Source organism: Streptomyces sp. NPDC127117, assembly GCF_042677325.1.
In the GTDB taxonomy this organism is placed as follows: Bacteria; Actinomycetota; Actinomycetes; order Streptomycetales; family Streptomycetaceae; genus Streptomyces.
The window spans coordinates 73,710-100,602 of sequence record NZ_JBHXTM010000031.1 but is presented as its reverse complement, the minus strand read 5'-3'; the positions used below and the strand labels follow the sequence as shown (position 1 = coordinate 100,602).

The following is a 26,893-nucleotide window of genomic DNA, read 5'->3' as shown; positions in this document are numbered from 1 at the left end:
GGCCTCCCCGGGCGCGGGCGGCATCCTCCTCAAAAAACCCGGCCCGCCCCCCCCCCGCCCGGGCCCGGGCGCCCGCCCCCACGGCCGGGTACGGCCGGGATCACACGTTCGGGGGCACCCCATCGATGGGTCGTCCCAGCACTCCGGGGCGCTGCTGCCGGGGCAACGGACCGCCCGGCGGGCGGTAGTCGACGCCGAGGGCGTCGAGCCGGGCGTAATGCGTGGCCATTCGGCGCTCGAAGGCGGCGAAGTCCCGCTCGGAGGAGGCGGGCAGCGGCGACCAGGCGACCTCCGCGAACGCCGCGAGGCGCGGGAAGACCTGGTAGTCGACGCGGGCCCGGTTCTGCATCACCTCGGTCCAGACATTGGCCTGGGTGCCCAGGATGTGACGGGCCGCCTCCTCGGAGAGGCCCGCCGGTACGGGCTCGAAGCGGTAGACGTCCTCCAGGGTGCGGACGAAGCCGATGGGCATCGGCTCGTCGGGGCCGCCGTCCTGACGGTGGTCCAGGTACACGTGCTGCTCCGGGCACATGACGACGTCGTGGCCGGCCTCGGCGGCGGCGATGCCTCCGCCGTAGCCCCGCCAGGACGACACGGCGGCGCCCGCCGGGAGGCCGCCCTCCAGGATCTCGTCCCAGCCGATCAGCCGGCGTCCGCGCGCGGTGAGCCAGGTGTCGAAGTGCCGGATGATCCAGGACTGCAGCTCGTCCTCGTTGGCCAGGCCGAATTCGTCGATCCGGGCCTGGGCGACCGGCGACTCCTTCCACTGGTCCTTGCGGCACTCGTCGCCGCCGATGTGGATGAACGGCGAGGTGGCGGCGGGGAAGAGGTCCAGCACCTCTTCGAGGACGCCCTCGAAGAAGCGCAGGGTGTTGTCGGTGGGGGCGAGTACGTTCGCGTTGATGCCCCAGGTGTCCCAGACGGACAGGGCGGTGGTGTCGACGACGTCCGCGTTGCCCAGTTCGGGGTACGCGGCGATGGCGGCCTGCGAGTGGCCGGGGATGTCGATCTCGGGGACGACCCGGATGTGCCGCTCGGCGGCGTACGCGACGATCTCGCGGATGTCGTCCTGCGTGTAGTACCCGCCGTGCGGGGTCTCGTCCCACAGCTCGGAGGCCCGGTGGCCGTGCTTGGTGCGGGAGCGCCAGGAGCCGATCTCGGTGAGCCGGGGGAAGCGCTTGATCTCGATGCGCCAGCCCTGGTCGTCGGTGAGGTGGAAGTGGAAGACGTTCAGTTTGTGCGCGGCGAGGAGGTCGAGATAGCGCAGCACGTCGTCCTTGGGCAGGAAGTGCCGTGCCACGTCGAGCATCATGCCTCGCCAGGGGAAGCGGGGGGCGTCCTCGATGTCCGCGAAGGGGATCGCGCGCTGTGTGCCGGGGCTGACGGGTGCGCGGCGGAATGCCTCGGGGCCCAGGAGCTGACGGAGGGTCTGCGCGCCCCAGAAGACTCCGGCGGGGCTGCCTCCGGTGATCTCGACGCCGGTGCCGGCCTTGGTGCTCAGCCGGTAGCCCTCCGGTTCCAGTGCCGGATCCATGCCCAGCCGGACGGTGTCGGTGGCGTGTTCGCCGCCCGGGGCGAGCGGCAGTCCGAAGGCGGCGCCGAGCGTGGTGCGCAGCCAGCGTTCGGTGTTCTCGGTGCCGGGCGCCGCCGTGATGGTGGTGGACGGGCCGAACAGGAAGCCGCAGCGCCCTTCACCGGCGGCGCGCACGGGTGCCGGGATCAGGTCGGGTGCCGGGATCGGGTCGGAGGTCGGGCCGGAGATCGGGCCGGGGGTCGGGGCCGTGTCCATGTCCATGGCGTCAGTCCTTTACCGCTCCGCCGAGTCCCGAGACCAGGCGGCGCTGTACGAGTACGAAGAAGACCAGTACGGGAATGGTCATCACCGTCGAGGCTGCCATGATCCCTCCCCAGTCGTTCTCATCGGGTTTGAAGAAGACCAGCAGCGCCATGGGGAGCGTCGACTGGGAGGTGTCGCTGATGATGAACGACTTCGCGAACAGGAAGTCGTTCCAGGTGGAGATGAACGAGAAGACGCTGGTCGCCACCAGGCCGGGGAAGACCAGCGGGAAGAGGATCTGCCACAGAAATCGGGTGCGGCTCGCGCCGTCGATGTAGGCGGCCTCCTCCAGTGCCTCCGGGACGGCCTTGACGAAGCCGCGCAGCATCCAGATCGCGAACGGCAGCGAGAAGGCCAGGTGCGGCAGGATCAGCGAGCCGAGCGTGTTCAGCTGGCCGAAGTCCCGCATCAGGAAGAACAGCGGGATGGTCAGGGCCTCGACCGGCACCATCTGCGCGACCAGGAACATGATCAGCAGCGTGGTCCGGAAGCGGAACCTGAACCGGGTCACGGCCGTCGCCGCCAGGAAGGCGATCAGCGCGGAGGCGATGACGACCGTGCCGGCGACGAGCAGGCTGTTGAGGAAGTACCGCCCGAAGTCGTTCTGTTCGAAGACCCGGCGGAACGAGTCCAGGGACGGCGACAGCGTCCACGGGCGGGGGTCGGTGGACTGGATCTCGCCTGCCGGTTTGAGCGCGGAGAGCACCATCCAGTAGAGCGGGAAGGCGACCGCGGCGGCGATCAGCAGGGCCGCGGCCTCGGCGGCCGGCCGGCCGGGCCTGCGGACGCGCAGCATGTTCCGTGCGCTCACAGTTCCTCCCCCTGGCGCCGCACCAGGCGCAGATAGACGAGCGTGACGGCCAGCAGGATCACCAGCATCACGACGCCGATCGCCGAGCCGAGGCTGTACTGCGAGGACGCGAACGCCTTCTGGTACGCGTACACGTTGAGCACCAGGTTCTGGCCGGCGATGCCGCCGCCGCTCGTCATGACGTAGATCTGGGTGAAGACCTTGAAGTCCCAGATGACCGACTGGATGGTGACGACGACGAGGATCGGCCGCAGCATCGGGGCCATGACCGACCGCCAGATCCGCCACTGCGAGGCGCCGTCCAGCGCTGCCGCCTCCAGCACCTCGGTGGGGATCGCCCGGATGCCGGCGTACACGGTCACCATCACGAATGGGAACGAGCACCACAGGACTTCCAGCAGCACGAGGGCGAATGCGCTGTAGCGCCCGTACGTCCAGGAGAAGTCGCCGAGCCCCAGCACCCGGTTGACCGGGCCGAAGTCCGGGTCGAAGAGGAATACCCAGACGGTGGACCCGGTGATCGCCGGGGTCGCCCAGGCACCGAGCGCGGCCATCATCAGGGCGAGCCGCGGCAGGGCCCGGATCCGGGTCAGCAGGACGGCGAGCGCGCAGCCCACGAGCAGGGTGGCCAGTACGCAGGTGGCGGCGAAGACCACGGTCGCCAGCAGTACCTGCCAGAACTGGCCGTCGCCGAAGAGGGTCGCGTAGTTCCCGAACCCCTGGAAGGTGGTCGGTTCACCGCCGCTGACCTGGGCCTGGGTGTACTCCAGGAAGGAGATCAGGCCGAGTTGGTAGATGGGGTAGACGAGCAGCCCGCCGAGCAGGACGAGTGCGGGCAGCAGGTAGAGCCAGGGGGTCCAGCCGGAGCGGCGCGCGGGCGAGGCCGGGCGGCGCCGGAGCGGGCGCGGGGCCGCGCCGCCCGCTCCGGACGTGCCGGGCGCTTTGTACGCCGTGGTGTTCGCGGTCATGGTCAGCCCGCGTCGGCGAACGCGGCGTCCATCTTCTTCGCCGCGTCGTCCGCGGCCCCGGCGACGTCCTTACGGCCGCTGACGATCTCCTGGAACATCGTCGGCAGGATCAGCGAGGAGTCGATCTGGCCCCAGCCCGGCGAGGCCGGGACGAACTTGGCGCCCGCGCCGAGGGTCTTGACGAACGGTTCGACGAACGGCTCCTTCTTCGCGGCCGCGTCCCGTACGTCGGTGTACGTCGGCAGGAAGCCCATCGCGTCGAACATCCTGGTCTGGGTCTGCTTGCCGGTCAGGGACTTCATCAGGTCCACGGCGAGGGTGCGGTGCGGGCTGCTCTTCAGTACGCCGATGTTGTTCCCGCCCGCGAACGCGGGGGCGACGGAGCCCTCGGCGACGCCGGGCAGCGGCACCACCGCGTACTTGCCCTTCACCGAGCCCGCCTCGACGGCCGTGTGGCTGAAGTCGCCGCCGATCGCCATGGCGGCCTTGCCGGCGGCGAAGGCGGTGACGGTCGCGTTGCCGCCCATGGCCGCGCACTTGGCGGCCGGGCAGTTGTCGTCGCCGAACAGCGAGGTGTATGCCTCGATGCCCTTGCGGGCCTTGTCGCTGTTGATGGCCGCCTTGTACGTGCCGCCGTTCTCGTCGGCGAGTTCGCCGCCGGCCGCCCAGATGAACGGCATCGCACCGTAGGTGTACGCGCCGCCGACCGCGAGCCCGTACAGGTCCGGCTTCTTCCTGTGGATCTTCTTGGCGGTGGAGATCAGCTCGGCCTGGGTCTTGGGAGCCTCGATCCCCAGCTCCTCGAAGACGTCCGTGCGGTAGTACAGCGCCCGTACGCCGACGAAGAGCGGGGCTCCGTAGACCTTGCCGCCGACCGTCACGGACTGCTCGGCGGTCGGGTCGGTGTCCTTGGCCTCGTCCCAGGCGGCGAACTCGGCGCTCACGTCGGCGAGTCCGCCGTCCTTGACGTATCCGGCGGTGTCGGTGTTGCCGTACTCGATGAGGTCCGGGGCGCTCTTGGGGTCGTTGAACGCCGCCTTGATGCGCTGGGCACGGGTGTCGACCGGTATGTACTCGACCTCGACCTCCGCACCCTTGTGGGCCTTCTCGAAGTCGGCGACCGCCGCGTCGACGACCTGTTCCTTGGGTTTGTTGCCGACCTCCTGGAAGAGCCAGACACGCAGCGTGCCGGTCTTCTCGTCCCCCTCGGCTCCGGTGTCGGAGGTCTGCGGCGCACAGGCGGTGGCGGTGAGACCCGCCAGCACAAGCGCCGCGGCCGGGGCGGCAATTCGGGCAGACAGCTTCATCCGGGAACCCCTACCGGTTGGCGTTGCGACATACGCAACGGGCGTTTCGTTGTGCACAACTGGCAGGAGAGTAGGTGCGCACGCAGACGCCGACAAGTGGTCTCTACCACTCTGTGACCCGGCGAAGCAGCCCGTGCAACGCGAAGGGCCCCCGGGGCGCGCGTTGAGCGCGCCCCGGGGGCCCGAAGCAATGTCGCCGGACGGCTCCGGACTACTTCTTGTCCTTGCCGCCCTTGCCCTTGTCCTTGTCGCCACCGGCGCCCATGGACTCGTAGATCTCCTTGCACATGGGACAGACCGGGTACTTCTTGGGGTCGCGCCCCGGCACCCAGACCTTCCCGCACAGTGCGACCACGGGGGTGCCCTCCAGGGCACTCGCCATGATCTTGTCCTTCTGGACGTAATGGGCGTAGCGCTCGTGGTCGCCGTCGCCGTTCGACACCTGCGGCGTCGGTTCCACGAGGGTTCCGGTACCTGCCCCGCGCTCGGGCTCAAGAGTGCTCATAACCGCCAAGGGTACCGACCGCCCGGAGCTTCAGTTCAGCGAAGGGTCGTCCGGATACGTGGCGATCATCGCCAGTTCGCTGCGCTGACGGCGCAGGACCGCGCGCCAGAGGTGCTCCGGGCGCGGTGAGGAGACGTCCCCGGGTTCGGACTCGACCACGTACCAGGCGCCCTCGGTCAGTTCGGTCTCCAGCTGTCCGGGGCCCCAGCCCGCGTACCCGGCGAAGATCCGCAGCGAGCCGAGCGCCGCGGCCAGCAGCTCCGGCGGCGCCTCCAGGTCCACCAGGCCGATCGCCCCGTACACCCGGCGCCAGCCGAGCGGACCCTCGTCGCCGGGGATCACGGCCACGCCGAGCGCCGAGTCGAGCGAGACCGGACCGCCCTGGAACACCACGTCCGGCTCACCGGTCAGGCCGGCCCAGGGCGTGAGGATGTCACCGACGCCGACCGGGGTCGGGCGGTTGAGGACCACGCCGAGTGAGCCCTCCTCGTCGTGGTCGAGGAGGAGCACCACCGCGCGGTCGAAATTCGGGTCCGCGAGCGCGGGTGTGGCCACGAGCAGTCGCCCTGTGAGCGAGGACACCTCGGTCATGGCAGAAATGATCCCGCATCTTCGGCCGCCGCGGGGACCAAGTGGGCCGCCCGGTCACCGGCCGGGCCGGAGCGCAGCTCAGGGCGCACGGATGCACGGGGAGCGCGCAATCCGGAGGGTCTTGCGGACGGTAACCCTCCGCAAGACCCGGGGAGCAGAGCGTGTTGTGGCGGATTCATGACGTTCGTACACCCCCGGTTCTCTTACGGAATGGGGGTGGTCGGCCATTACTCTTTCGTTTGGCCCCCTGCCCGACCACTCCGGAACGCGAGATTCATGACCGGCACAGACGATGTCCTGCTTGTCCACGGCGGAACCCCGCTGGAGGGCGAGATCCGCGTCAGAGGCGCCAAGAACCTGGTACCGAAGGCGATGGTCGCCGCGCTGCTCGGCAGCGGGCCCAGCCGGCTGCGCAATGTGCCCGACATCCGCGACGTGCGGGTGGTCCGAGGGCTCCTCCAGCTGCACGGCGTGACGGTCCGGCCCGGTGACGAACCGGGTGAGCTGCTCCTGGACCCGACCCATGTGGAGAGCGCCAACGTCGCCGACATCGACGCCCACGCGGGCTCCTCGCGCATCCCGATCCTGTTCTGCGGCCCCCTGCTGCACCGGCTCGGCCACGCGTTCATCCCGGGGCTCGGCGGCTGCGACATCGGCGGCCGGCCGATCGACTTCCACTTCGACGTGCTGCGGCAGTTCGGCGCGACCATCGAGAAGCGGGCGGACGGGCAGTACCTGGAGGCCCCGCAGCGGCTGCGCGGCACGAAGATCCGGCTGCCGTACCCGTCGGTGGGCTCCACCGAGCAGGTGCTGCTGACGGCCGTGCTGGCCGAGGGCGTCACCGAGCTGTCCAACGCGGCCGTGGAGCCGGAGATCGAGGACCTCATCTGCGTACTGCAGAAGATGGGCGCGATCATCTCGATGGACACCGACCGGACGATCCGGATCACCGGTGTCGACCGGCTGGACGGTTACACCCACCGGGCCATCCCGGACCGCCTGGAGGCGGCCTCCTGGGCGTCCGCGGCGCTGGCCACCGAGGGCAACATCTACGTAAGGGGCGCACAGCAGCGCTCGATGATGACGTTCCTCAACACCTTCCGCCGGGTCGGCGGCGCCTTCGAGATCGACGACGAGGGCATCCGCTTCTGGCACCCGGGCGGCGCGCTGAACGCCATCGCCCTGGAGACGGACGTGCACCCCGGCTTCCAGACCGACTGGCAGCAGCCGCTGGTGGTGGCCCTGACGCAGGCCACGGGTCTGTCCATCGTCCACGAGACGGTGTACGAGTCCCGGCTCGGCTTCACCTCGGCGCTCAACCAGATGGGCGCGCACATCCAGCTCTACCGCGAGTGCCTGGGCGGCTCCGACTGCCGCTTCGGCCAGCGCAACTTCCTGCACTCGGCGGTCGTGTCCGGGCCGACCCGGCTGCAGGGCGCGGACCTGGTCATCCCGGACCTGCGCGGCGGGTTCTCCTACCTGATCGCCGCGCTGGCGGCGCAGGGCACCTCGCGGGTGCACGGCATCGACCTGATCAACCGCGGCTACGAGAACTTCATGGAGAAGCTGGAGAAGCTGGGCGCGAAGGTGGAGCTGCCTGGCGGGGCGCTGGTCTGAGACCTGGCGCCGCAACGGCTGCTGACGGGGGTTCGGGGCGCTGCCCCGGGCCCCCGTTCCCCGTTTCCGGCCCCTTTTCCCCCGTCGGCCGGGGCCCGGGGGCTCGATACCGGGCCGCAGAGGCACAGAACGGGGCCTCTCGGGCCGGTACACCGAAGGGCGGTCACCCTGGTGGGGTGACCGCCCTTCGTCGCGCCTGTGGGGCTTACTTGCCCTTGGCGGCTTCCTTGAGCTTGGAGCCCGCGGAGACCTTCACGCTGTAGCCGGCCGGGATGTTGATCGGGTCGCCGGTCTGCGGGTTACGAGCGGTGCGAGCGGCACGGTGGGTGCGCTCGAAGGTCAGGAAGCCGGGGATGGTGACCTTCTCGTCGCCCTTGGCGACGATCTCACCGACGGTCTCGGCGAGGGCGGCCAGAACGGCGTCGGCGTCCTTGCGAGTCACCTCGGCGCGGTCGGCCAGGGCGGCCACCAGCTCACTGCGGTTCATGTTGTTACTCCCGTGTTCTTCTTGCCTGTGAGGCGTGAGATCGAAGCCGATGCTGCCAGGGCCCTCGGACAGTCCCCGGACCCGGGTCTGTCGTCAGACCCTCGCGCCCGATTACGCATCCTGCCCCCACCTGCGGCGGTAACGCCAATCCGGCACCCTCCGGAGTCACACGAAAAGCGCCACTGCCTCTTCGTGGTGACGTTCCGTCGACTCCCCGAAAGCGTTCCGCAGCGAATGCGGGGCTTGGCGGGACGTGCCGCCCGCCCACCCTAAAGGGGCGTTTGGGGCGTCGCGACCCGCGACGCGCCGTAGGCCGGGCCGACGTGAGCCGGACCGGCGTGGGGCGCCACGTGCGGCGCCGGCCTCGGCGGGGGCCGCGCCGGGCCGTACCGGGGGATCCGGGTCAGCCGAGGTCGCCCGAGGCCGGGCCGGTACCGGCGGCCGCCCTCGCGGCGTGCCGGACGGCGCCGGCGACCGCGCCCGCGACCCGGTCGTTGAAGACCGACGGGATGATGTAGTTCGCGTTCAGCTCGTCCTCGGCGACCACGTCGGCGAGGGCGCCCGCCGCGGCGAGCATCATCTCCGTGTTGACGGTGCGGGACTGGGCGTCCAGCAGACCGCGGAAGACACCCGGGAAGACCAGCACGTTGTTGATCTGGTTCGGGAAGTCGGAGCGCCCGGTGGCGACAACTGCCGCCGTCTGGCGAGCGATTGCCGGGTCGACCTCGGGGTCCGGGTTCGCGAGCGCGAACACGATCGCGCCCTCGGCCATGGCCGCGACGTCGTCGCCGTCCAGCACGTTCGGGGCGGAGACGCCGATGAAGACGTCGGCGCCCACGACCGCCTGCTTGAGGGTGCCGGTGACGGACTCCGGGTTGGTGTTGTCGGCGATCCAGCGCAGCGGCGAGTCGGCGTCGGCGGAGACGAGGTCCTCGCGGCCGGCGTGCACCACGCCGTGGATGTCGGCGACGACGGCGTGCTTGACGCCCGCGGCGATGAGGAGCTTCAGGATGGCCGTACCGGCCGCTCCGGCGCCGGACATGACGACGCGTACGTCCCCGATGCCCTTGCCCACCACGCGAAGCGCGTTGGTCAGCGCGGCCAGCACGACGATCGCGGTGCCGTGCTGGTCGTCGTGGAAGACCGGGATGTCCAGGGCCTCGCGCAGCCGCGCCTCGATCTCGAAGCAGCGGGGGGCGGAGATGTCCTCCAGGTTGATGCCCGCGAAGCCGGGGGCGATCGCCTTGACGATCTCGACGATGGCGTCGCTGTCCTGGGTGTCCAGGCAGATCGGCCAGGCGTCGATGTCGGCGAACCGCTTGAAGAGGGCCGCCTTGCCCTCCATGACCGGCATGGCGGCCATCGGGCCGATGTTGCCGAGGCCGAGCACGGCGGAGCCGTCCGTCACGACCGCAACGGTGTTGCGCTTGATGGTGAGGCGGCGGGCGTCCTCGGGGTTCTCGGCGATCGCCATGCAGACCCGGGCCACGCCCGGGGTGTAGATCATCGAGAGGTCGTCACGGTTGCGGATGGGATGCTTGGACGCCATCTCGATCTTGCCGCCGAGGTGCATCAGGAACGTACGGTCGGAGACCTTGCCGAGGACGACGCCCTCGATGCCGCGCAGGCCCTCGACGATCTCGTCGGCGTGCGAGGTGGAGGTGGCCGCGATGGTGACGTCGATCCGCAGCTTCTCGTGACCGGAGGCGGTCACGTCGAGGCCGGTGACCGAACCGCCGGAGGACTCCACGGCCGTGGTGAGCTGGGAGACCGCTGTGCCGCTCGCGGGCACCTCCAGCCTGACCGTCATCGAGTACGAGACGCTGGGCGCCGTTGCCATGGCCGAGTCCTTCGCTTTCCTTAGCTTCTTTGCCGCGCGACCGGGGCGCTCGCCTCGGACACGCTTCCCGATCGTCGCACCTACTGGCCGGTAGCCGGTAATGACTGCCACTCTTCGGAAAGTAGTTTCCACCATACGAGATATGACGGTCTCGGCGGAAGCCCCCGGCCGGTCCCGGCCGGATCCGCCTCCGGTCGCCCGGCTCCGGTCGGCCGAGCGCGATCGTCCGGCCCCGGAAACAAGAACAGACCCGCGCCACCGGAAGGTGACGCGGGTCTGTCTTTTGGGTCAAGCGGCACCGACCCGCCATGCTCGCCTCGCGGCAAGTGGTCGCTCGTAGCGACGAAGGTTGGGCCCGGGGGCTTGGATCGAGCCGGTGCCGACACCAGGCTAACAAAGACCCCGAAGAAGTGATTCCCCACAGCACAGGTTGACCCGAAAAACAGGCGATCAGTCCCTCAGCAGATCCGGGACGCCGTCCTCGTCCGGCAGGTCCCGCTCCCCCGAGACCACCGTGAGCTGCTGCGTCGCACGCGTCAACGCCACGTACAGCACCCGCAGGCCCGCCGGGGACTCGTCCGCGATCTCCGCGGGCGAGACGACCACCGTGGCGTCGTACTCCAGGCCCTTCGCCTCCAGGCTGCCCAGGGCCACCACTCGCTCGCCCAGTTCGGCGAGCCAGGCGCGGGCCTGTGCCCGGCGGTTCATCGCGACGACCACGCCCACCGTGCCGTCGACCTCGCCGAGCAGCCGCCGCGCCTCCTCGCGGACCGAGGCGGCCAGATCACCGTCCCGTACCGTCTCGAAGCGCGGCTTCACCCCGGTGGAGCGGACCGCGGACGGGGACTCCATCCCGGGCATCGCCAGCGCCAGGACCTTGGAGGCCAGCTCGGCGATCTCCGCCGGGTTGCGGTAGTTGACCGTGAGGGTGAAGCGGCGGCGCGGCCGGTTGCCGAGCGCCTCGTCGCGCGCCCGGGCGGCCTCGTCCGGGTCGGACCAGGAGGACTGCGCCGGGTCGCCGACGATCGTCCAGGTGGCGTGCCTGCCGCGGCGGCCGACCATCCGCCACTGCATGGGCGTCAGGTCCTGTGCCTCGTCGACGATGACGTGCGCGTACTCCGTACGCTCCGCCGCCAGCCGCTCGGCGCGCTCGCGCTGGGTCTCCTCACGCTGCGGCATCAGCTCCTCCAGCCCGGAGAGCTGGTCCAGCGGGTCGAGCTCGCGCTTCTTCTTCGGCCGGTGCGGTGTGCCCAGCAGCGTGTGGAGCTCGTCGAGGATGGCCACGTCGTGCACGGACAGCGGCCCGTTCCCCGCGCTGTCGAGCCGCTTCAGGGAGCGGGCGAAACGGCGCACCTCGCCCTGGTTGAGGACCCGGCGGGCCCAGCGGCCGAGCCGCTTCTCGTCGGCCATCGCGGCGAGCACCCCGCGCGGGGTCAGCTCGGGCCACCAGGCGTTCAGGAAGTCGAGGAAGTCCGTCTCGGTGGAGACGTCCTCGTCGAAGGAGGAGCGCAGTTCGGCGGCGAGTTCGGGGTCGGTGTAGCGGCCCCGGCCCGAGGACTTGTTCCACAGGGCGTCCAGCAGCAGCCTGCGGGCGCGCGGGCGCAGCAGGTTGACCGGTGCGGTGCCGCCGAGCACGGACTGCCGGATGCGGTGGAGTTCGTCGGCGTTCAGCTCGACGCGGGCGCCGAACGCGACGACCCGCAGCCGGGTGGGGGTCGCCGGGGCGGCGTCGGTCTCCGCGTCCCCGTCGCCGAAGGACAGCTGGCCGTCCCGGTCCGCCGCCCTGCGGGACGTGCCGGGCTGCTCCAGAGCGCCCCGGGACGCCTTGCGCAGCACCTGGAGCATCCGCGAGGAACCCTTGATCCGGGCGACGGCGGGCTCGTCGTAGGTGGTGGCGCCCTCGACGCCGGCCGCCTCGTCGGAGAGCGAGCCGACGGCGCGGATCGCGACCTGCCCCTCCTCGCCCAGCGAGGGCAGCACGCCTTCGGTGTACGCGACCAGGAGCGGGGTCGGCGATACGACGAGGATGCCGCCCGCGTAACGCCGCCGGTCCTGGTAGAGGAGGTACGCGGCGCGGTGCAGGGCGACGGCCGTCTTGCCGGTGCCGGGACCGCCCGAGACCTCGGTGACCGAGGCGGCGGGGGCCCGGATCACCAGGTCCTGTTCGGCCTGGATGGAGGAGACGATGTCCCGCATGGTGTGGCTGCGGGCCTGTCCGAGCGCCGCCATCAGGGCGCCGTCACCGATCACCGGCAGCTTGGCGCCGTCCAGGTACGCGGTCAGCTCCGGACGCATCAGGTCGTCCTCGACCCCGAGGACCTTGCGGCCCTTGGAGCGGATGACCCGGCGGCGTACGACCCTGCCGGGCTCCTTGGGCGTCGACCGGTAGAACGGTGCGGCGGCCGGCGCGCGCCAGTCGATGACCAGCGGCGCGTAGTCGGAGTCGAGGACCCCGATCCGGCCGATGTGGAGCGTCTCCGCGATCTCGGCCGAACTGTCGTCGCGTACCGCGTCCTCGGCCGGTTCGACGGAGGTGTACGCGCCGTCCGGGCCGCGTACACCGTCCTTGCCGAGCAGCAGGTCGATCCTTCCGAAGAGGAAGTCCTCGAACTCGCTGTTCAGCCGGTTGAGGTGGATTCCGGCCCGGAACACCTGGGCGTCGCGCTCGGCGAGCGCCCCCGGAGTGCCGACCTGGCCGCGCTTGACGGCGTCATTCATGAGAAATTCCGCCTCGTGGATCTTCTCTTCAAGGCGGTGATAAACACGGTCGAGATGTTCCTGCTCGACACCGATTTCCCGGTCCCGCAACGAATCGACAGCGGCATCCTGCGCGGCCACCGAGGCCCCCTTCTGACGTGCATTGGGCAGCCGTCAACCTTATGCGAAGGGTGACCCGCCGCGCACCTGCCGCGCGTCTCGAAATGGTCTGCCGGGGATCTCGGTCAGGCATCGACCTCGACCAGCCGCCTGCCGTCGAACGTGCGCACCTCGAAATGGTCGATCTCGCCCCGCCCCATGGCCGCGCCGCCGGAGACATAGAGCGGGTGGTTCGCGCCCGGGTACGGGGAGTCCTCGATGCCGTATCCCCACTCCGGTACGGACCAGGAGGTGACGATCTCCTCCTCGCCGGTCCTCGACACCGCGATGAGGCGGCATTTCTGCGGGCCCGTCACGTTTCTGAGCTCCAGCACGGCGCTGGTGCCCCAGGGCCTCTGCGCCATGCCGACCGTGGCGGAGACGCGGCTGCGGGGGTCGGTGGCCCGCACCTTGTCCGGCATGCGGCGGAAGGCGGCGCCCTCGGCCGAGCCGTCGGAGCCGGTGGGGTCGGCGGAGCCGGTGGGATCGGTGGGGTACGGCCGGGCCGCCCGCGTCGTCGGGCCGTCGTCGCCGCCCGCCAGGACCGCGACCACCGGGCCGCCGATGATCAGCGCGACCGCTGCCGCCACCAGAACCGTGGAGCGGCGCCTGCGCCGGGCCCGCCCGGCGCTCACCTCGTCGACCAGCCGTTCCAGCACTCGGGGGCCGGGCTGCCCCGGTACGTACCGGGGCACGGGGGCGCCCGGGGACTCGGCGACCCGCGCGAGCACGGGTTCCAGGCCGGCGAGCTCGTCGATCCGGTCGGCACACAGGCCGCAGCCGGCCAGGTGCGCCTCGAAGGCGGACACCTCGGCGTCGTCGAGAACACCGAGGAGGTACGCACCGGCGGCGTCGTGCCCGGTCGGGTCGGCGGGGACGCGGGGGCCGGAAGGGGTGGAGGGGTTGCGGGGGCCGACCGGGCTGCGAGGGGCGGAGGGTGGGCCGGAGGGGATGCGTGGGCCGGTCGGCCTGAGTCCGAAGGGCTCCCACTCGTGGTCGTCGTTCATGCCGTGATCCCCCTCTCCTCCAGTGCGAGCTTCATCGAGCGGAGCGCGTAGAAGACCCGTGACCGTACCGTCCCGCTCGGAATGCCCAGCACCTCGGCCGCCTCGTTGACCGTGCGGCCCTTGAAGTAGGTCTCGACCAGGGCCTCCCGGTGCGCGGTGGTCAGATCGTCGAGCGCCTCGGACAGCGTCATCAGCCACAGCGCCTTCTCCATCTCGTCCTCCGCGGGCACTGCCTCCAGCGGCGACGGATCGACCTCGGGCGGCCGGGCCCGCCTGCTGCGGTGACCGTCGATGACGATGCGCCGGGCGACCGTCACCAGCCAGGGCCGGACCGATCCGGTCGCGCCGCCCAGCCGCCCGGCGTTCTTCCAGGCGCGGATGAGCGTCTCCTGCACCACGTCCTCGGCGCGCTGCCGGTCACCGGCGACCAGGCGGAGCACGTACGCGAACAGGGGCCCGGCATGCTCGCGGTAGAGCGCCCGCATCAGCTCCTCGTCCGGGGCGGCGGAAGGCGACGGGGAGGAGAGCGAGGGAGCGGACATGGAGGAGGGCGTGGCGGGGTCCGGGGGCGGAGCAGGCGACGGCGGCTGCTCGCCGCGATGTCGAGCCCTGTGCGGACGATCACCGGCCACGGCCGCATCCTTGCGCACCCGAACCTCCCGGTCGAGACCCTGTGGAGCTCCTAGGTCATCGAATACGGGGCCGGACCGCGATCCGTTCAAACCGACCGCAGGGTTCTTTCCGGCCGGCCGCAGGAATCCTGCGGACCGGCCGCGGGAGCCCTCTTCCCGCCCCGGGCCCGGCACCCTGCGCCCGCCGTCCTCCGGCCCTGTGTCATCCGCCCTGCGCCCGCCGTCCTCCGGCCCTGTGTCCCCCGCCCTGTGCCCTGCGCCCGCCGTCCTCCGGCCCTGTGTCCCCCGCCCTGCGCCCGCCGTCCTCCGTCCCTGCGCCCTCGCTACGGAACAGCCGCGTCCGGCACTGCCACGCCCGCCGCCCGGCGCCGGTGCCGGGCCACCCGCTCGCGGTTCCCGCAGACCTCGCCGGAGCACCAGCGGCGCCGGCGGCCGCGCGAGGTGTCCAGGTAGAGGCGGCGGCAGTTGTCGGCCTCGCAGCGGCGCAGCCCGGCCCGCGCCACGGGGTCGGTGAGGAGTTCCACGGCGTCGCGGGCGACGGCGGCCAGCAGTGCCCCGCACTCGGGATCGGCGCTCAGCGCCCTTACCAGCTTGCCGCCGCTGCCGCGCACGGCCCGCAGGCCCGGTGGCGCCTCGGCGGCGAGCGCGTTGACCCGTTCCAGGGCGCTCCCGGCGCCACGGCCGCCGAGTTCGGCCGTCAGCAGCCGTTCGACGCCGGTCCGCAACTGCCGGAAGCGCGCCACCCAGCTCTCGTCCACGGCGTCGAGGTGGGTTCCGTTCGGTACGAGTCCGGCGGCGAGCAGCCAGTCGGCCAGCCGCTCGGCGCAGTCGAGCAGTTCACACGCGCCGGTGGTTCCGACACCGGTGGCCACCAGGTCCAGACAGGGCCGACCTGAGTCGAACCGCCAGTCGCACGAGCTCTTGCCGGCCGCCATGCGCATGTCACCGCCTCGGGGTCACCGGTGGGGTCTCCCCCAGGGTGCCCCTCGCGGCGCCGGCCCGGAACCCCTGCCGCCCCACGGGTCGTCGCGCGGGGGCCGTACGGTGTCCGGATGAACGACGATCCCGAGACCACCACCCTCTCGGCCGGCCCGCTCCTGCTCCGGCGATGGCTGGCCGAGGACGTCCCGGCGCTGATCGAGGCGTACCGCGATCCCGCGATGCGCACCATGCTGCGGTCCCAGGTCACGGACGAGGCGACGGCGGAGCAGTGGCTGCGGGTGCGGCACGAGGGGTGGGCGTCCGGCGGTTACTTCAGCTTCGCGGTGGTGGACCGCGATCGCGGGAGTGAACCGGTCGGCAATGTGGCGCTCAAGTTCCCCGCACCGGGCTCCGACAACGCGGAGGTCGGCTACTGGACGGCCGCCCCCGCCCGCGGCCGCGGGATCGCACCACTGGCGCTAGGGGCCCTCGGCGACTGGGCGTTCGAGACGTTCGCCCAGGACGCGCTGACGCGGCTCGACCTGCTGCACCAGGTGGGCAACGAGGCGTCCTGCCGGGTCGCGGAGAAGAGCGGGTACGGCTTCGCGGAGGTGCTTCCGGCGCGGTCGCCGTGGCCGCTGGACGGGCACCGGCACGCGCGGCTGCGCCCCGGGGAGCTCTGACGGCCGACCGCCTCCGGCCGGTCGCTCAGCCCGCGGGCGGACCGTCGTGCAGGATCCGCTGGAACAGGCGGTGGTCGCGCCATTCGCCGTTGATGTGGAGGTAGCGCGGGGCCATCCCGAACTGCTCGAAGCCGCACTTGGCGAGCACCCGCTGCGAGGCGATGTTGTCCAGCACCGTCCCCGCCTCGACCCGGTGCAGGCGCAGCTCGTCCCTGGCCAGCTCGCAGATCCGCGCCACGGCGGCCGTGGCCCGACCGCGGCCCGCGTGCTCGACGTCGACCCAGTAACCGAGCGTCCCGCTGCGGAACGGCCCGAGCACGATGCCGTTCAGGTTGAACGCGCCGATCGCGCGGTCCTCCTCGTCGGCGAGCACCCAGGACATCACCCGTCCCGCGTCGCGGTCCGCGAGCAGCGCGGCCAGCCGCTCCCGCTGCCCCTGCTCGGTGTAGAAGGAGTCGGGCCGCACGGGCTCCCAGGGCTGCATGTACGCGCGGCTGCGGGTCAGTGCGACGGCCAGGGAGGCGGCGTCGCCCGGGGTGACGGGACGGAGTCGTACCTCCGCATCGAGCCGGTGAATGTCATGGGTCATCCCTGCACGCTATCCCGGCACCATTCCGACCCCACGCCAGCCTCGCGCCAGCCATGCGCCCCATTCACGCCCCCTCGCGCCCCCTTACTCCTGGGCGTGCTCCCGGTCCGCCGAAGCCGCCAGCCGGTCAAAGGTACGGATCAGCTCCGCGCGTCTGTCCTCCTTGTACGCCGGCCCGGGCTCCAGTCCGTCGATGGTCCGCTCCCACACGTCCATGAACGTCTTCTTCCACTTCTCGACCACCGCGGGCTCCGGCACGCCCGCGCCGACGTACCCCTGCTCCGCTATCAGGCACAGCAGCTCGACGTTGCACGGCACGGCGACGCCGTCGTAATCGTCGGGCTCCAGACCGGCCGGGTCGCCGGCCATCGCGTCCTCGATCTCCGAGACGAGCCGTCCGGTGATGCCCGACAGATGATCCGCGGCCGTGTCACTGTCGAAATTCCCGCTGCCCCAGGTACCCACAGGGCCCCCTCCCACTGGTCTTTCCTGCCTGCGTCCGTTGTAACAAACGGCACTGACAACGGACCCCGCCGGAGAAACCGGCACCGCGGTCAAGGCTGTGCCGGACCGCCATCCGCCCCGCTGACCGCCCCGCCGTCCGCCGCCGCCACCGGGTCCAACGCCAGCCGGTAGCCGCGCTTGACGACCGTCTGGATGAGGCGGGGCGCGCCCAGTGCCGTACGCAGCCGCGCCATGGCCGTCTCCACCGCGTGCTCGTCCGTGCCGCCACCGGGCAGCGCCCGCAACAGATCGGCGCGGGCCACCACCCAGCCCGGCCGGCGGGCCAGGACGTGCAGCAGCGCCATCCCGGCGGGCGGCACCGGGCGCGGCTCGCCGTCGACGATCACGGCATGGCCCCGGATCTCGACCCGGTGCCCGGCGACCGGCAACGCCGGGGCCCTGGCGGGGAGTTCCTCGCAGATCAGCTGGACGAGCGGGGCGATCCGGAACCGTTCCGGCTGGACGGTGCCGATGCCCCGGGCCTGCAACGGCAGGGCGGTGACCGGTCCGACGCAGGCCACGAGGACGTCTTCGCGCAGCGCGCTCAGGAGTTCCGGGAGCAGCCCGCGTTTCTCGGCCCGGCCGAGCAGTGAGACGGCGGCCGGGGCGCTGGTGAAGGTGAGGGCGTCCAGGCCGCGGGCGAGTGTGGTGTCGAGCAACCGGTCGAGCGGGGCGATGTCCTCGGGGTCCGTCCAGCGATAGACGGGTACGGCGATGACCTCGGCGCCGCCGGCGCGCAGCGACTCGATGAAGCCGGGGAGGGGTTCGCCGTGCAGTTGGAGGGCGATGCGGCGGCCCGCCACGCCCTCGTCCAGGAGCCGTTCCAGGACCTCGGCCATGGACTCGGAGGCGGGTGACCACGTCTCGGTCAGCCCGGCGGCCCGGACGGCGCCCTTGACCTTGGGTCCGCGGGCCAGCAGTTCGGCGCCGCCCAGGGTCGTCAGCAGCCGCTCGCCCAGGCCCCGGTCCGCGGCGGCCTCGATCCAGCCGCGGAAGCCGACCGCGGTGGTGGCGACGACCACATCGGGGGCGGACTCGACGACCGAGCGGGTGGCGGCGAGGAGTTCGCCGTCGTCGGCGAGCGCCACGATCCGCAGGGCGGGTGCGTGCAGGACCGTGGCGCCGCGTCGTTCCAGCAGCGCGCCGAACTCCTCCGCGCGCCGTGCGGCGGTGACCCCGACGGTGAAGCCCGTGAGGGGCCCGTGCTGTTCGTCCTGGTGCATGTGGTCTTCCCGGCTCTCGTCCCGCTGCTGCCCGATGATGCCGAGGGGCGAGCCTGCCAATGATGCGTGACAGGGCTGGTTCACCCGTATTTCCCGCCTGTTACGTCACCCGACACCGGGCGGCCATACCGGCGCCCGACCCGGCGAAGGTATACCCCGGGCACACCGCCCCCGCTCAGCCGGACTCCAGCATCAGGGCCGCGTCGGGCCCGGGAAGCCAGCTGTCGCCCGGGCGCACCATCCAGCCCTCCTCGGCGCCCAGCCGGGCCGCCGCTTCGCGCAGGGCGTCCAGGCCGGGATGGCGCAGCCCCTTGCGCCAGACCAGCAGGAGCGGCGAGAGCGGCACGGGCCGTACCAGCGGGCGCACCACGGTGCCGGGCATCGGAGGGAAGTCGACCACGGCGAGCACCGGGTTCCGGTCCTTGGCCATGACCCGCTGGAATTCGGCCACGCCTATCGCGAGCGGGACGGGCGGCGCCAGTTCGATGCCCCACTCGGCGAAGAGCAGCCGGGCGAAGTCCGTCCACTCCTTCGTGCGCGGGTTCCCGTCGCCCGCGTAGACGGTCTCCCCGGCCAGGTCGCCGAGCGCGACGGTCTCGCGCGCGGCGAGCGGGTGGCCGTCGGGGAGCAGCACGGCCATCGGCTCGTACCGCACCGGCTGCATGCCCAGCCGGGCCCGTACCGCGGGGTCGAGTCCGGCGGCGCGGCCGAAGGAGACATCGAGCCGCCCGGCGAGGATCTCGTCCGCCGCCCAGGTCAGGCCGCTCTCGAAGCGGGCCATCAGCTCGCACGCCGGGGCCAGTTCGCGGGCGCGGGCGAGCACCCGGGCGGCCGCCATGCCGTCGGTGTTGAGGTCGACGAAGAGCGGCCGGGCCGCCGGGTCGGCGAAGGCCGCGGTGAGCTCGGCGTGCGCGTCCAGCACCCGTCGCGCGTACGGCAGCAGCCGCTCGCCGTCGGCGGTGAGGGCGACCTGCCGGGTGGTCCGTACGAACAGCTCCGCGCCCAGCTCGCGCTCCAGCCGGCGGATGTCGCGGCTCAGCGCCTGCTGGGCGATGTAGAGCCGGGCGGCGGCGCGGGTGAAGTGCAGCTCCTCGGCGACCGCGACGAAGGCCCGGAGCAGCCGGGGGTCGGTGTGGGTACCGGCGGAACGCGTCCAGGCACTGGGATCGTCTTCGGAGGAGGCCACACCAGAATTTACAACACAGATGCGTCAATCGGTACGGAGTAGGTGTTGGACCCCGGACACCGTGCGCCCCGACGCTTGATCCATGCCGTACGAGAGAACCCCCGCCGACCGCCCCATACTCGCCGTCTCCGGTGACCGGCTGGTCATCGCCCCGCGCACCGCGCCCGCCCGGCGGGCGTCCACCAACCCGTACCGCAGGCTGCTCGCCACCCCGGGCGCCCGCGCCTTCACCGCGGGCAATCTCATCGCCCGGCTGCCGATGGGGATGTTCAGCGTCAGCGCGGTCATCATGATCGCCGGTTCGCGCGACTCGTACGCCCTGGCCGGGGCCGTCACCGCGACCGGCCTCGCCGCCACGGCGGTGGTCGCCCCCTGGACGGCCCGGCTCGTCGACCGGTACGGGCAGGCCAGGATCGCGGTGCCCGCCACCGCGATCGCCGCGCTCGGCTCGCTCGCCCTGCTGCTCTGCGTGCACTACGACGCCCCGGCCTGGACCCTCTTCGCCTCCTACGCCGCCACCGCCACCACCCCCAACACGGGCGGGATGTCCCGGGCCCGCTGGGCCCATCTGCACCGGGGCGACCCGGCCGCCCTGCACACCGCGAACTCCTTCGAACAGGCCGCCGACGAACTCTGCTTCATGCTCGGCCCGGCGCTGGCCGCACTGCTGTGCGCGGCGCTCTTCCCGGAGGCCGGAACACTTGTCGGGGCGGTCCTGCTGATGACCGGCGTACTGATCTTCGCCGCCCAGCGCGCCACCGAACCCCCCGTGTCCCCCCGCACCCATGCGGGCACCCCGCTCCGCACCCCGGGCATGCCCGCGCTGCTCGCCGCCTTCCTCGCCACCGGCGCGGTCTTCGGCTCGATGGAGGTCGTCACGATCGCCCACGCCGGGGGCGCGATCCTGGCACTCCAGGCGGCCGGCTCATGCGCGGCCGGGCTGCTGTACGGATCGCTGCGCCCGGCCGCGGACATCCGGCGCCGGCTGCTCGGCTGCCTGGCCGGAATGACGGCCCTGATGTCCCTCCCGCTCCTCGCCGCCTCCTCGACCGATTCCTTGCTCGCGCTCGCCGGCGCACTCCTGCTGGCCGGCGCGGCGACGGCCCCGACCATGGTGACCGGGATGACCCTGGTGCAACGCCTCACCCCAGAGGGCCAGTTGAACGAGGGCATGACGCTGGCGGTGACCGCACTGCTGGGCGGAATCGCGGCGGGCTCGGCGACCGGCGGCTGGATGGTCGAGCACACGGGACAGGTGACGGGGTACGCCGTACCGGTCTGCGCGGCGGCCCTGGCGCTGGCCGTCGCGGCGGCCGGGGTCCGGGTTCCCCGGGGACGGTGACCGGCGTGCGCGGGAGTCGGCCCCTGGTGGTGGATCACCGCGAGCGCCATGCGGTCGACCCTCAGACGACGTCGAATTCGTTGCCCTCGGGGTCCTGCATGGCGGCGGCGTAGAGCCCCATGTCCGGCTCGTCCTTGATCCGCAGCACGGTGGCACCGGCTTTGCCCAGCCGTTCCACCGCGGCCTTGACCCGATGTGTGCGGACGTCCAGCGGGACGTCACGGCCCCCACCGACCTTCAGGTCGAAGTGCCACCGGTTCTTGGCGGCCTTCGGCTCCGGAACCTGCTGGAACCACACCCTCGGTCCACGTCCCGCGGGATCGACGATCGACTCCGGGACATCCCCGGCACCGGCCGGCAACTCCGCCTCGGGCACCCCCATCGCCGCCCAGTGGGCACGCCACGTGGCATGGCCGCCCGGCGGGGGCTCAGGCACGTAGCCCAGGGCCCCGGCCCAGAAAGTCACCATTGCCTGCGGATCGGAGCAGTCGATCGTCAGCTGCACTGTCATCTCCATGCCCGGAGCATCCCAGACAGGTCTGACAGGCGATCCGCTTTCCTAGATCCGCGAGTTGCGCAGCGACTGCCACACGGCACCGGTCAGCGCCCGCGTCGCCCGGGGCACCGACAGACTCTCCTGCTCGCGGTACAGCGCCCAGTTGTACTGGACGAGCGACAGCTTGTTGGAGGACAGCGAACCTGCCTGGTGGGCCCTGTACACCGCCAGCGGCTCAAGGAGGCCCCGGGCGGCAGCACCGTCACGCATGATCGACAGCCACAGGGCGTAGTCCTGCCTCTTCCGCATCTCCGGCATCAGCCGCGTGCCAAGGGCGTTGCGGTCGTACATGGCGGTCAGTGCGCCGATGTAGTCCCGGACCAGCATCGCGCGGTAGTCCACATGCTCTCTCGCCCGGACCACACGCCCATTCGGGATGAAATCGGTGCTTTCGCCCTCGTAACCGGCGTCCATCTTGTAGTAGGAGGTGAACGTCAGAGGCGCATCACCTGCCGCGGCGAAATCGAGTTGCCGCTCGGTCTTCTCCGGAAGCCACATGTCGTCGCTGTCGAGAAAGGCGACGTAGTCCCCCCGGGCCCGCTCGATGGCAAGGTTGCGTGCCCGACCGGCACCGCCCTGTTCGGGCGCCGACTCCGGCAGGACGCGATCGTCCTGCCGGGCGAACTCCATGAGCAGGTCCATGGAGCCGTCGGACGACTTGTCGTCGGTGATCAGCAGCTCCAGGTCGCTGTGGGTCTGCGTGAGCACCGACCGGACCGCTGCACCGAGCGTGGCCGCCGAGTTGTACACGGGCATCACGACAGACACCAGGGGCACAGCGCTTCTCCTTACTCAGCCATGAACGTCGGTCCATTCAAGCACTGCGATCGAGCAGGAGCCGCCACGCATGCCGTTGTCGCTGGTCAGGGCCCTGTGGGGCGGCCGTCGGCCATCCGGCCCGCCGAGGCACCCGTCCGCCGGGCTTGAAAATGCCTCTGCCCTGCGAATGTCTTCGCAGGGCAGAGGCTCACATGGGAATTGTGGAGATGGCGGGAATCGAACCCGCGTCCAACGGTGCAGAATCAGGGCTTCTCCGTGTGCAGTTCGCTGCGCTTTTCTCAGCCCCGGAGATCACGCGAACAAGTCTCCGACGGGCTCAGCCACTGTTTGATTTCCTTCCAGGCCCCGTGACCGGGTCTAGAAGTTTAGATCCCTTGATGATGCCAGGATCCGGGTCGGGATCACCCCCGGGCTGACACTTCGCAAGTCGCTACTTAGGCAGCGAGGGCGAAGGAATCGCGCTTGGTGTTGGCGATTATTGGTTGCGACATATGGTTTACGAGATCATTGCCGCTTCCTCGACACGCTTCCCCTGCTTCGACATCCGCTGTCGAAACCGATCATCCCCATGTTTTGTTTTCAATGCGTGCACCCGCTGTGGAGTGCAGTGCCATCGTACGTGACCAACGCGCGACGATGCCAGCCTATTCCTGCCGCCGCCCGGCGGAGCCGGGCCGGGCACGGTCCTACGCGCTCCGCTGGCGCCTGCGCGCCGCCGAGATCGCGCGGTTGGTCTCCCTCGTGTCCTGCTTCTCGCGGAGGGTCTGGCGCTTGTCGTACTCCTTCTTGCCCTTGGCGAGCGCGATCTCGACCTTGACCCGGCCGTCCTTGAAGTAGAGCGCGAGCGGCACGATCGTGTGGCCGGTCTCGCCCGACTTCGAATCCAGCTTGTCGATCTCGGCGCGGTGCATCAGCAGCTTGCGCTTCCGCTTCGCCGAGTGGTTGGTCCAGGTCCCCTGCACGTACTCGGGGACATGGATGTTGTGCAGCCATGCCTCGCCGCGGTCGATCTGGACGAAGCCGTCCACCAGGGAGGCCCGGCCCAGCCGCAGCGACTTGACCTCGGTGCCCATGAGTACGAGGCCGCACTCGTAGGTGTCGAGGATGTGGTAGTCGTGCCGCGCCTTCTTGTTCTGCGCGATGAGCTTGCGCCCCGTGTCCTTTTCCTTAGCCATAGTGCGGCCATTTTCGCACTACGACCCACCCCCGAGGCCACTCAATACTGTCTCGGCCCGCTGCTCGGCCCGGGAGCCGACCGCGAGGTCCGGGGTGATGCCGCGTTCGTCGACGCTGCGCCCCGCCGGGGTGCGGTAGTGGCCGACGGTCAGCTCGGCCACCGAGCCGCCCGGGAGCTTGCTCGGCATCTGGACCGAGCCCTTGCCGAAGGTCCGTGAGCCGACGGTGACGGCGCGGCCCCGGTCCTGGAGGGCACCAGTGAGGAGTTCGGCGGCGCTCATCGTGCCGCCGTCGACCAGGACGACGAGGGGGCGGTCGGTGTCGCCGCCCGGCTCCGCGTACAGGGCGCGCTGCTCGCCGTGCACGTCGTACGTGGCGACCAGGCCGCCGTCCAGGAAGGCGGAGGCGGCGGTGACGGCCTCGGTGACCAGGCCGCCGGAGTTGCCCCGGAGGTCGAGCAGCACTCCGGCGTCCGACGGGGCGCCCCGGACCGCGTCCCGGACCTTGGTGCCGGAGCCCCTGGTGAACGAGTCGACCTCGATCATGACGGCCGCGGCGGAGTCGGGGCGCTCCGGTCCGATCCGCCGCACGGTCACGGCCTCGGTGGAGAGCCTGGCCCGGCGCAGCGTCTCGGTCCGCCGGGCCTCGCCGCGCCCGATGCCCAGAACGACGGTGGAGCCCTCGGCGGCCTCCGTACGGTCCCCGCGCAGCAGGGCGACGACCTCGGCGACGGGGCGCTTGTCGACCCGGTGGCCGTCGATCGTACGGAGCAGGTCGCCGGGCTCGATGCCGGCCCGGTCGGCGGGGCTGCCGGGCTGCACCCGGGCCACCTCGACCTGCCCGTCGGCGGAGCGCTTCGCGGAGATCCCGACGCCGGTGTACGAGCCGTCCAGGGCCTGCTCGAACTCCTCGTACTGCCGCTCGTCGTACACCGCGCCCCAGCGGTCGCCGCTGCGACTGACGACCTCCTCGGCCGCCTCCTTGCCGGACTTGCCGTCGGCCACGGCCCGCGCGGCGGCGTCCGCCACCTCGTCGCGGTCGACGGTGGAGGCCACGGAACGGGTCGCGAAGGACTCGGACTTCCCGCTGCCGCGCGGCAGCGAGCCGGTGACCGCGGCGGTGGCCAGTACACCGGCGAAAACCAATGTCAGAGCCGCCCCGCGGCGCACGCCGCGGGGCCCGAAACACTGAGTGGGGCCCGACATGGCGCCGAGTCTAGGACAACGCCCCCTGGGCGCACGGCCGGTTGGCCGCGCGCCCAGGGGGCGCTTGTCACACCTTGAGGTACTTGCGGAGCGCGAAGAGCGCGGCAACGGCGGGCATCAGCAGGCCGATTGCCAGGACCAGGGGCAGCTTGGTGAAGACCGCGTCCCAGCCGATGAAGTCGATCAGATTCAGCTTGCTCTGGAGCGCCAGGCCGCCGTCGATCAGGAAGTACCGGCCCGCCAGCAGCATCACGCAGGCCAGGACACCACCGATGAGGCCGGCGAACGCGGCCTCCATGATGAACGGCATCTGGATGTAGAAGCCGGAGGCCCCGACGAGCCGCATGATGCCGGTCTCGCGCCGTCGGCTGAACGCGGACACCCGGACGGTGTTCACGATCAGCATCAGCGCGATGACCAGCATCAGCGCCATCACGAAGAGGGCGGCCACATTCATGCCGTTCATCAGCTGGAAGAGGTTGTCCAGGATGCTTCTCTGGTCCTGGACGGACTGCACCCCGTCACGGCCGGCGAAGGCGGTGGCGACGACCTTGTACTTCTTCGGGTCGTGGAGCTTGACCCGGAACGACTCCTGCATCTGGTCCGGCGTGATGTTGCTCGCCATGGGCGAGTCGCCGAACTGGTCCTGGTAGTGCTTGTACGCCTGGTCGGCGGACTCGTACGTGACCGTGTCGACGACGTCCATCTTGTGGAGGTCGCCCTCGATCTGCTTCTTCTGCTCCGCCGTGACGGCGCCCTTGGCGCACTTGGGCGTCGAGGTCACATCGCTCTTGCTGCAGAGGAAGATCGAGACGTTGACCTTGTCGTACCAGTAGTCCTTCATCGTGCTGACCTGCTCGCGCATGAGCAGCGCGCCGCCGAACAGGGCGAGCGAGAGGGCGACGGAGACGACGACGGCGAAGGTCATCGTGAGGTTGCGACGGAGGCCGACGCCGATCTCCGACAGGACGAACTGGGCGCGCATGGCGTCCTTTCAGTGCTCGATGCTCAGTGCTGGTAGCCGTAGACGCCGCGGGCCTGGTCACGTACGAGACGGCCCTGCTCCAGCTCGATGACGCGCTTGCGCATCTGGTCGACGATGTTCTGATCGTGGGTCGCCATGATCACGGTGGTGCCGGTCCGGTTGATCCGGTCCAGCAGCTTCATGATGCCGACGGAGGTCTGCGGGTCGAGGTTGCCGGTCGGCTCGTCCGCGATCAGCAGCATGGGGCGGTTCACGAACGCCCGCGCGATCGCCACGCGCTGCTGCTCACCACCGGAGAGCTCACCGGGCATCCGGTCCTCCTTGCCACCGAGGCCGACCAGGTCGAGAACCTGGGGCACCGCCTTGCGGATCTCGCCGCGCGGCTTTCCGATGACCTCCTGGGCGAACGCCACGTTCTCCGCAACGGTCTTGTTGGGCAGGAGCCTGAAGTCCTGGAACACGGTGCCCAGCTGGCGCCGCATGTGCGGCACCTTCCAGTTGGACAGGCGCGCGAGGTCCTTGCCCAGGACGTGGACCATGCCCTGGCTGGCGCGCTCCTCACGGAGGATGAGTCGCATGAAGGTGGACTTGCCGGAGCCGGATGAGCCCACCAGGAAGACGAACTCGCCCTTCTCGATATCGAGAGACACATCCCGTAGAGCGGGACGGCTCTGCTTCGGGTAGGTCTTGGAGACGTTGTCGAATCGGATCACGGATGCACCACGGTCGGCCGGGAGTAGGTGTGCGTGACCATACGCGACCCGGACTGAGGCGTGCAGGCGCGCGTCCGAGGATGGGCGATTTATGGCGGAACGGTACCGGCCGGAAGCGGGTCCGAAGTGCGACGGAACGGGTGATGTCCGGCGGGCCGCGCCGAAATCCGCGCGAGCTGGCACAGTGGTAGGGGGAACGGTTGCGTTTCCATGAGCGTTGTGCGGAGAAAGCGCATGCGGCTCCGCCGCGCGGGAGGAGGAAAGCGCATGACCTATGACCGACTGGTGTGCGCGAACTGCGCGGCGCCCGTCAACGAGGGCCGTTGCCCCGTGTGCCGGGCGAGCCGTGCGCGGCTTCAGCAGGAACAGGAGCAGGGAATGTTCGCCGGACTGAACCCGGTGATGCTCGTGGCCCTGCTGGTGGTGCTGCTGGGCGCCCTGGCGCTGCTGGCGCACCAGGGCGTGTAGCCGCGCGCTCCGCCCGGTCGCCCACAGGCGTCGGGACGTGTACGTGGAGGGGCCCGGGATGCCGATCGGCGTCCCGGGCCCCTCTGTGATCTCTCTGTTACCGT

Annotated in this window: 27 protein-coding genes and 1 other RNA gene; 5 read left to right on the top strand and 23 right to left on the bottom strand. The window is 71.0% G+C overall.

Features of this window, described 5'->3' with window-relative positions:
• Window positions 1-100: 100 nt before the first annotated feature.
• The 6 genes from ACFVH0_RS25730 to ACFVH0_RS25705 all read right to left on the bottom strand — a co-directional run bounded on the left by ACFVH0_RS25730 (window position 101) and on the right by ACFVH0_RS25705 (window position 6,019).
• A complete protein-coding gene (locus ACFVH0_RS25730) occupies window positions 101-1,789 on the bottom strand; it encodes a beta-N-acetylhexosaminidase (protein WP_385823778.1) in 1,689 nt (562 codons plus the stop codon).
• A 10-nt stretch (window positions 1,790-1,799) separates the two neighbouring features.
• Entirely contained in the window at window positions 1,800-2,648 is an 849-nt protein-coding gene (locus ACFVH0_RS25725) for a carbohydrate ABC transporter permease (protein WP_385823770.1), read from the bottom strand.
• Window positions 2,645-3,616 (bottom strand): carbohydrate ABC transporter permease, encoded by a 972-nt coding sequence (locus ACFVH0_RS25720; protein WP_385823768.1) that lies wholly within the window; start codon window positions 3,614-3,616, stop codon window positions 2,645-2,647. The genes ACFVH0_RS25725 and ACFVH0_RS25720 overlap by 4 nt, the downstream gene beginning before the upstream one ends.
• A gap of 2 nt (window positions 3,617-3,618) precedes the next feature.
• On the bottom strand, window positions 3,619-4,923 hold the full coding sequence (locus ACFVH0_RS25715) for an extracellular solute-binding protein (protein WP_385823766.1): 1,305 nt from the start codon (window positions 4,921-4,923) through the stop codon (window positions 3,619-3,621).
• 211 nt (window positions 4,924-5,134) lie between these two features.
• On the bottom strand, window positions 5,135-5,428 hold the full coding sequence (locus ACFVH0_RS25710) for a DUF3039 domain-containing protein (RefSeq protein WP_072484142.1): 294 nt from the start codon (window positions 5,426-5,428) through the stop codon (window positions 5,135-5,137).
• 30 nt (window positions 5,429-5,458) lie between these two features.
• Window positions 5,459-6,019, bottom strand: coding sequence for a YqgE/AlgH family protein (locus ACFVH0_RS25705; RefSeq protein WP_326765863.1), 561 nt, complete (start codon window positions 6,017-6,019; stop codon window positions 5,459-5,461).
• A 276-nt stretch (window positions 6,020-6,295) separates the two neighbouring features.
• Between ACFVH0_RS25705 and murA the strand changes: the two genes are divergently transcribed.
• Window positions 6,296-7,636, top strand: a complete 1,341-nt coding sequence (gene murA / locus ACFVH0_RS25700) for a UDP-N-acetylglucosamine 1-carboxyvinyltransferase (RefSeq protein WP_072484144.1) — start codon at window positions 6,296-6,298, stop codon at window positions 7,634-7,636.
• Between the two features lie 205 nt (window positions 7,637-7,841).
• Here murA and ACFVH0_RS25695 read toward each other — a convergent pair whose 3' ends face one another.
• From ACFVH0_RS25695 to ACFVH0_RS25685, 3 genes are all read right to left on the bottom strand, one after another.
• Window positions 7,842-8,123 (bottom strand): HU family DNA-binding protein, encoded by a 282-nt coding sequence (locus tag ACFVH0_RS25695; protein ID WP_003968811.1) that lies wholly within the window; start codon window positions 8,121-8,123, stop codon window positions 7,842-7,844.
• A gap of 403 nt (window positions 8,124-8,526) precedes the next feature.
• Window positions 8,527-9,963 carry an NAD-dependent malic enzyme gene (locus ACFVH0_RS25690; protein ID WP_385823764.1) on the bottom strand — a complete coding sequence of 479 codons (1,437 nt, stop codon included), beginning with the start codon at window positions 9,961-9,963 and terminating at the stop codon, window positions 8,527-8,529.
• Window positions 9,964-10,413: 450 nt separating this feature from the next.
• Complete coding sequence (locus ACFVH0_RS25685; protein WP_385823776.1) at window positions 10,414-12,771, bottom strand: HelD family protein; 2,358 nt, start codon at window positions 12,769-12,771, stop codon at window positions 10,414-10,416.
• Here ACFVH0_RS25685 and ACFVH0_RS25680 point away from each other — a divergent pair.
• Window positions 12,697-12,855 (top strand): hypothetical protein, encoded by a 159-nt coding sequence (locus tag ACFVH0_RS25680; protein WP_385823780.1) that lies wholly within the window; start codon window positions 12,697-12,699, stop codon window positions 12,853-12,855. The two genes, ACFVH0_RS25685 and ACFVH0_RS25680, sit on opposite strands and share 75 nt — an antisense overlap.
• 50 nt (window positions 12,856-12,905) lie before the next feature.
• On the opposite strand, the gene ACFVH0_RS25675 is transcribed toward ACFVH0_RS25680, so the two are convergent.
• The 3 genes from ACFVH0_RS25675 to ACFVH0_RS25665 form a co-directional block, all read right to left on the bottom strand.
• Window positions 12,906-13,826 (bottom strand): anti-sigma factor family protein, encoded by a 921-nt coding sequence (locus tag ACFVH0_RS25675; protein ID WP_385823762.1) that lies wholly within the window; start codon window positions 13,824-13,826, stop codon window positions 12,906-12,908.
• Window positions 13,823-14,476, bottom strand: coding sequence for a sigma-70 family RNA polymerase sigma factor (locus tag ACFVH0_RS25670; protein WP_385823760.1), 654 nt, complete (start codon window positions 14,474-14,476; stop codon window positions 13,823-13,825). The genes ACFVH0_RS25675 and ACFVH0_RS25670 overlap by 4 nt, the downstream gene beginning before the upstream one ends.
• A gap of 305 nt (window positions 14,477-14,781) precedes the next feature.
• Window positions 14,782-15,393, bottom strand: coding sequence for a CGNR zinc finger domain-containing protein (locus tag ACFVH0_RS25665; RefSeq protein WP_385823774.1), 612 nt, complete (start codon window positions 15,391-15,393; stop codon window positions 14,782-14,784).
• 117 nt (window positions 15,394-15,510) lie between these two features.
• Here ACFVH0_RS25665 and ACFVH0_RS25660 point away from each other — a divergent pair, with 117 nt between their 5' ends.
• Window positions 15,511-16,062: a GNAT family N-acetyltransferase gene (locus ACFVH0_RS25660; RefSeq protein WP_385823758.1), complete on the top strand. Its 552-nt coding sequence runs from the start codon at window positions 15,511-15,513 to the stop codon at window positions 16,060-16,062.
• 25 nt (window positions 16,063-16,087) lie between these two features.
• Here the strand turns inward: ACFVH0_RS25660 and ACFVH0_RS25655 are convergent, their stop codons facing one another.
• The 4 genes from ACFVH0_RS25655 to ACFVH0_RS25640 all read right to left on the bottom strand — a co-directional run bounded on the left by ACFVH0_RS25655 (window position 16,088) and on the right by ACFVH0_RS25640 (window position 19,564).
• Complete coding sequence (locus tag ACFVH0_RS25655) at window positions 16,088-16,651, bottom strand: GNAT family N-acetyltransferase (RefSeq protein ID WP_385823756.1); 564 nt, start codon at window positions 16,649-16,651, stop codon at window positions 16,088-16,090.
• 84 nt (window positions 16,652-16,735) lie between these two features.
• Window positions 16,736-17,116, bottom strand: coding sequence for a DUF4259 domain-containing protein (locus ACFVH0_RS25650; RefSeq protein WP_385823754.1), 381 nt, complete (start codon window positions 17,114-17,116; stop codon window positions 16,736-16,738).
• Between the two features lie 89 nt (window positions 17,117-17,205).
• The gene (locus tag ACFVH0_RS25645) at window positions 17,206-18,378 is read right to left on the bottom strand and encodes a uroporphyrinogen-III synthase (protein WP_385823752.1); all 1,173 of its coding nucleotides are present in this window, start codon (window positions 18,376-18,378) and stop codon (window positions 17,206-17,208) included.
• Window positions 18,379-18,553: 175 nt separating this feature from the next.
• A complete protein-coding gene (locus ACFVH0_RS25640) occupies window positions 18,554-19,564 on the bottom strand; it encodes a LysR family transcriptional regulator (RefSeq protein ID WP_385823750.1) in 1,011 nt (336 codons plus the stop codon).
• Between the two features lie 82 nt (window positions 19,565-19,646).
• Between ACFVH0_RS25640 and ACFVH0_RS25635 the strand changes: the two genes are divergently transcribed.
• Complete coding sequence (locus tag ACFVH0_RS25635) at window positions 19,647-20,906, top strand: MFS transporter (RefSeq protein WP_385823748.1); 1,260 nt, start codon at window positions 19,647-19,649, stop codon at window positions 20,904-20,906.
• 61 nt (window positions 20,907-20,967) lie between these two features.
• On the opposite strand, the gene ACFVH0_RS25630 is transcribed toward ACFVH0_RS25635, so the two are convergent.
• From ACFVH0_RS25630 to ftsE, 7 genes are all read right to left on the bottom strand, one after another.
• Window positions 20,968-21,423 carry a VOC family protein gene (locus ACFVH0_RS25630; protein WP_385823746.1) on the bottom strand — a complete coding sequence of 152 codons (456 nt, stop codon included), beginning with the start codon at window positions 21,421-21,423 and terminating at the stop codon, window positions 20,968-20,970.
• A gap of 42 nt (window positions 21,424-21,465) precedes the next feature.
• Window positions 21,466-22,239 (bottom strand): glycosyltransferase family A protein, encoded by a 774-nt coding sequence (locus ACFVH0_RS25625; RefSeq protein WP_259934997.1) that lies wholly within the window; start codon window positions 22,237-22,239, stop codon window positions 21,466-21,468.
• A gap of 201 nt (window positions 22,240-22,440) precedes the next feature.
• Window positions 22,441-22,810, bottom strand: a transfer-messenger RNA (tmRNA) gene (gene ssrA, locus ACFVH0_RS25620).
• 118 nt (window positions 22,811-22,928) lie between these two features.
• Window positions 22,929-23,417, bottom strand: a complete 489-nt coding sequence (smpB, locus tag ACFVH0_RS25615) for an SsrA-binding protein SmpB (RefSeq protein ID WP_385823743.1) — start codon at window positions 23,415-23,417, stop codon at window positions 22,929-22,931.
• A gap of 18 nt (window positions 23,418-23,435) precedes the next feature.
• Window positions 23,436-24,623: a S41 family peptidase gene (locus ACFVH0_RS25610; RefSeq protein ID WP_385823741.1), complete on the bottom strand. Its 1,188-nt coding sequence runs from the start codon at window positions 24,621-24,623 to the stop codon at window positions 23,436-23,438.
• A 67-nt stretch (window positions 24,624-24,690) separates the two neighbouring features.
• On the bottom strand, window positions 24,691-25,608 hold the full coding sequence (gene ftsX / locus ACFVH0_RS25605) for a permease-like cell division protein FtsX (RefSeq protein WP_124723234.1): 918 nt from the start codon (window positions 25,606-25,608) through the stop codon (window positions 24,691-24,693).
• Between the two features lie 23 nt (window positions 25,609-25,631).
• On the bottom strand, window positions 25,632-26,321 hold the full coding sequence (gene ftsE / locus ACFVH0_RS25600; RefSeq protein ID WP_124723233.1) for a cell division ATP-binding protein FtsE: 690 nt from the start codon (window positions 26,319-26,321) through the stop codon (window positions 25,632-25,634).
• A 267-nt stretch (window positions 26,322-26,588) separates the two neighbouring features.
• Between ftsE and ACFVH0_RS25595 the strand changes: the two genes are divergently transcribed.
• On the top strand, window positions 26,589-26,789 hold the full coding sequence (locus ACFVH0_RS25595) for a hypothetical protein (RefSeq protein WP_093540602.1): 201 nt from the start codon (window positions 26,589-26,591) through the stop codon (window positions 26,787-26,789).
• The last annotated feature ends 104 nt before the right edge of the window (window positions 26,790-26,893 follow it).

Coding starts and splice junctions, on each gene's coding strand:
- ACFVH0_RS25715 (WP_385823766.1), bottom strand. CDS start 4,923: ATGAAGCTGTCTGCCCGAATTGCCGCCCCGGCCGCGGCGCTTGTGCTG.
- ACFVH0_RS25690 (WP_385823764.1), bottom strand. CDS start 9,963: ATGGCAACGGCGCCCAGCGTCTCGTACTCGATGACGGTCAGGCTGGAG.
- ACFVH0_RS25705 (WP_326765863.1), bottom strand. CDS start 6,019: ATGACCGAGGTGTCCTCGCTCACAGGGCGACTGCTCGTGGCCACACCC.
- ftsX (WP_124723234.1), bottom strand. CDS start 25,608: ATGCGCGCCCAGTTCGTCCTGTCGGAGATCGGCGTCGGCCTCCGTCGC.
- ACFVH0_RS25710 (WP_072484142.1), bottom strand. CDS start 5,428: ATGAGCACTCTTGAGCCCGAGCGCGGGGCAGGTACCGGAACCCTCGTG.
- ACFVH0_RS25645 (WP_385823752.1), bottom strand. CDS start 18,378: ATGCACCAGGACGAACAGCACGGGCCCCTCACGGGCTTCACCGTCGGG.
- ACFVH0_RS25675 (WP_385823762.1), bottom strand. CDS start 13,826: ATGAACGACGACCACGAGTGGGAGCCCTTCGGACTCAGGCCGACCGGC.
- murA (WP_072484144.1), top strand. CDS start 6,296: ATGACCGGCACAGACGATGTCCTGCTTGTCCACGGCGGAACCCCGCTG.
- smpB (WP_385823743.1), bottom strand. CDS start 23,417: ATGGCTAAGGAAAAGGACACGGGGCGCAAGCTCATCGCGCAGAACAAG.
- ACFVH0_RS25595 (WP_093540602.1), top strand. CDS start 26,589: ATGACCTATGACCGACTGGTGTGCGCGAACTGCGCGGCGCCCGTCAAC.
- ACFVH0_RS25660 (WP_385823758.1), top strand. CDS start 15,511: ATGAACGACGATCCCGAGACCACCACCCTCTCGGCCGGCCCGCTCCTG.
- ACFVH0_RS25630 (WP_385823746.1), bottom strand. CDS start 21,423: ATGGAGATGACAGTGCAGCTGACGATCGACTGCTCCGATCCGCAGGCA.
- ACFVH0_RS25610 (WP_385823741.1), bottom strand. CDS start 24,623: ATGTCGGGCCCCACTCAGTGTTTCGGGCCCCGCGGCGTGCGCCGCGGG.
- ACFVH0_RS25695 (WP_003968811.1), bottom strand. CDS start 8,123: ATGAACCGCAGTGAGCTGGTGGCCGCCCTGGCCGACCGCGCCGAGGTG.
- ACFVH0_RS25665 (WP_385823774.1), bottom strand. CDS start 15,393: ATGGCGGCCGGCAAGAGCTCGTGCGACTGGCGGTTCGACTCAGGTCGG.
- ACFVH0_RS25720 (WP_385823768.1), bottom strand. CDS start 3,616: ATGACCGCGAACACCACGGCGTACAAAGCGCCCGGCACGTCCGGAGCG.
- ACFVH0_RS25730 (WP_385823778.1), bottom strand. CDS start 1,789: ATGGACACGGCCCCGACCCCCGGCCCGATCTCCGGCCCGACCTCCGAC.
- ACFVH0_RS25635 (WP_385823748.1), top strand. CDS start 19,647: ATGCCGTACGAGAGAACCCCCGCCGACCGCCCCATACTCGCCGTCTCC.
- ACFVH0_RS25655 (WP_385823756.1), bottom strand. CDS start 16,651: ATGACCCATGACATTCACCGGCTCGATGCGGAGGTACGACTCCGTCCC.